Origin of the sequence: Mesotoga infera, from assembly GCA_011045915.1 — a bacterium.
Lineage (GTDB): Bacteria > Thermotogota > Thermotogae > Petrotogales > Kosmotogaceae > Mesotoga > Mesotoga infera_D.
The window spans coordinates 1-3,293 of the sequence record DSBT01000340.1; the positions used below are offsets into that span (position 1 = coordinate 1).

Consider the following 3,293-nt stretch of genomic DNA (forward strand, 5'->3'; position numbering starts at 1 on the left):
AGATAGACAATTATCATCAATATCCAAATAGGGAAGAAGATAGGAATTGGCTTCAAACTTGAAGGAATCATACTAAGAGAAGTGTCATCGAAAACTGTGCCGCCGTCATGAGAAGAGGAGAAGCCAGCTCAACGCTATATACGAAGTCCTAAGGTTCGAGATGAGATGACACTATCCTTTGAATGCTAGATTTTTGAAATGCGCTAAAGAATTGCTGAATTGAACGGAAATCCAGACGTGTCAACGCATTTTCAAATCACCACGCACCTGATTCGTTGAGTATCTCAATTGCCCCTCACTCGATTTCCGATTTTCCTTCGCGGGGCCTGTTTGTAGCCCTTTCCAGAGAATGAAGTTCCTCTGAAAAGAGAGTCAGCCCCCCGGAAACACCCTAACTTCAATATCGAACATGAATCCGGCAAAAGAAGAGCTGCTCCAAGAAGTGATCAGGTTGCCAAACTTGCTACAGTTCTGGGTGTTACAGCAGATTATCTCCTTGGTCTCGATAATATTCTAAATGCCATCCTTACCGGGGAAGTCCCCAATTCAAGTCTGAAACCACAAAAAGAGATCCCGATCCTGGGGAAGGTAGCTGCCGGCACTGGCGTACCTGCTGAAGAAGACATTGTCGGATACGTTTCGGTTGATCAGGCGGACTTGGCAGATTTCTCTCTCACTGTAACAGGCTTCAGCATGTTCCCAAAACTGCTAGACGGTGATGTCGTTTTTGTGCGAAAACAGCCAATCGCCAGGAACGGCCAGGAAGGCATCATCACGCACTTCCACAAGAGATCTGACATTGTGATTCTTACCTCTGAGAACCCTTAATACAAGCCTATTAGAATAGATAAGAATAGATGGAACTCCGAATGTGCTATTATCGGGGTAGTTGTTTGTTTGAAGAGAAAGTTTTCTGATTCGTGATAGAACTTCTTCTTTCTTGGAGAATGGGGAACGAGTACAAAGGGAGCATATTCGGGAATGGCATGGCAACTTCGTCCCGTCTCTTTTCTCAGCCGTGATTACTCATGTTAATGTTTCTCTGCTCAGCTGGTATGGCACTCTATTCTCTTTCCGCTGTAGAGAAAAGGGCAGCAACTGTAGCTACTACTTATGTTCACTACAAAAGGAATATCAAGGTTACTCAATAGAGTCATGATTGAAGGAAAAAGGCAGAGAATTACGAAAAGGAGTTGGTTGATTGATGCCCGAGAAGAAATGTTTTTTTATATGCCCAATTGGGCAGCAGGATTCAGACGAAAGGAAGATGTCAGATGAAATATTAGAAAGCATTCTCATACCCGCGCTTGGAGAGAAGTATGAAATAATAAGAGCCGACAAGATTGCCTCTTCAGGAATAATAACTGCAGAAATATGCAATCACCTTATGAAAGATGAGATGGCAGTTGCAGATTTATCAGGACATAATCCTAATGTGTTCTATGAATTGGCAATTCGACATGCCTTTCACAAACCAGTTATTCTTATAATTCGAGAAGGAGAAAGCATTCCCTTTGATGTATCTCAGTCAAAAGCCATTATATACAGTAATGTGGGGTTTGGTAAGGCTGAGGAGTTCAGAAAAGAACTTACCTCTTCCGTAGAGTATGTTGAAAAGAACGGAACACCTGGCAACCCAGTTACGGTTGCAGTAAGGATTGATGAGCTACAATCCGGCAACAGCGAGGAGCAAACCTTGGCCGCAATTGAGAAGAAACTAGACAATGTTTTGGGAGAGGTCTCCAAAATGAACAATAGACTTGAGAGAGTGGAATCGCGCTTTTTACCTGTATATAACTTGAATGATGTTATGACGATTTCCCCTTCGGCTATTTCGCTTGGGAATATAGCTGAAGGGAAGAAGGGTCACACAAATCCCCAAATTTCATGGGGTGGCCTATCAACCAAATCAGCTTCCTTCAGCCTCGAGAAGTCAGTGGCTGAAGAGCCAACTAAAGATAGTGATCAGGAGCAAAACTGAATTCTCCCAAAATTAGATCAATGAACCTCTCCCAAATTCAGTGTTATTGCTCGATCTGAGTATCATGTTGTTGCTCAAGTTGTGATATCTTTCATTCTTTGGAGTATAAAAGAACTTTGCGTAAGAAGGAGGTATGAGAACGGAAAGGGAAATAGAGTTTATTTATGAAAATCATGAGAACATTGTGCGAGAAGACACCGGCTTTCCGTCTTTAGCAATAACGGGGACAAGAGCAGATACTGGCAAGAAGCTCAGAATTATCTCTGGAGAAGCTTCGGTTAACACTCCTAAGCAAGAGTTGATAATTCAGGATTTGCAAAGTGAGAAGATTTGGCTGAAAATAAGAGACGGTAGATTTGTCAGTTTCCGCACAAAGTTCTACGAGTGTGACATTGATGAAGTTGAACCACTATTCCAATAATGCGATTCGTTTTGAATCTGAAATTGTCCAGGTATTGAAAGACTTTCTTATGAGACAGCTTATTGGGTAATGGTATTCTCGTGAGAGAATACCTGAATGACTCGTTCGGTCGGGATTAACGGGGTCAGACACTAATCGTTCATATTGGGCGAGAAGATCAAGTACTTCGTTCAAAGTTATTTGTTTTCTGCCGGCGATCCGTGTAATGTCACAGGATATACACTCTGTTCAGAGCTCAACGATTTCGCTCGAATACCCTTATAGGATTTTGTTGCTTATCCACGAAAGGACTCGGTCAGTCTGACCTTCCTGAATGGAACTGGAGAGTCATATTTTGTGAGAAAGCAGGAAGGTTCTTCTCCTTCCTGCCTTTGGGGTGTGTTCGGTTCGATAAAGCTATGTGAAGTGGAGCAAGTTAACCGCTTTCGGTTTGCGTTGACCGTCGAAGGACAAGGATCGATTCGACGGCTAAATCGATCAAGACCATATCCTGACCGGGAGCTTTGTCGGTGACTCCGCGTGTAGTGAGTTGACATTCCATAGAGTCTGCCTTTGAATCAATACACTTTGTTATCCCTTGACGCAGTTTCGCGGGATCTGCAGCGAAGAGCGACTTATTGCTCTAGCTCCACCGGATGAGGAGAACAGTCAACCGCGTGCTGATTCTTCCCTACCCATTCCTCAATAACCTCTCTGGCAGCATAAAGATCGGCTATGGTTATCGATTCGCCGAGTTTGTCTTCGTAGAAGTTCTGAAAGCTTGATCCTTTGGAGCTGGAGAGATCGAGGATCATACATGCTATGATGAATCTTCTGCTTTGCTCCGGCTTGTCTAGGTTCTCGAGCGCTTTGCCTGCAAGGAAGTAGTTTCTCGGAGTCCTGGGATCGAGC

Annotated in this window: 4 protein-coding genes; 3 read left to right on the plus strand and 1 reads right to left on the minus strand. The window is 43.6% G+C overall.

Going from position 1 to position 3,293, the window contains the following annotated elements:
* The first annotated feature begins 360 nt into the window (after nucleotides 1–360).
* The 3 genes from ENN47_10915 (at nucleotide 361) to ENN47_10925 (ending at nucleotide 2,402) form a co-directional block, all read left to right on the plus strand.
* Nucleotides 361–828 carry a hypothetical protein gene (locus ENN47_10915; protein HDP78669.1) on the plus strand — a complete coding sequence of 156 codons (468 nt, stop codon included), beginning with the start codon at nucleotides 361–363 and terminating at the stop codon, nucleotides 826–828.
* Nucleotides 829–1,201: 373 nt separating this feature from the next.
* A complete protein-coding gene (locus ENN47_10920) occupies nucleotides 1,202–1,981 on the plus strand; it encodes a hypothetical protein (GenBank protein HDP78670.1) in 780 nt (259 codons plus the stop codon).
* Nucleotides 1,982–2,114: 133 nt separating this feature from the next.
* Nucleotides 2,115–2,402, plus strand: coding sequence for a hypothetical protein (locus tag ENN47_10925; protein ID HDP78671.1), 288 nt, complete (start codon nucleotides 2,115–2,117; stop codon nucleotides 2,400–2,402).
* 614 nt (nucleotides 2,403–3,016) lie between these two features.
* On the opposite strand, the gene ENN47_10930 is transcribed toward ENN47_10925, so the two are convergent.
* On the minus strand, nucleotides 3,017–3,293 hold a 277-nt coding region (locus tag ENN47_10930; GenBank protein HDP78672.1), incomplete at its 5' end, for a hypothetical protein.

Bases quoted from the DNA above. Each gene is read 5' to 3' on its own strand.
- ENN47_10925 (HDP78671.1), top strand. From the start codon at position 2,115: ATGAGAACGGAAAGGGAAATAGAGTTTATTTATGAAAATCATGAGAAC.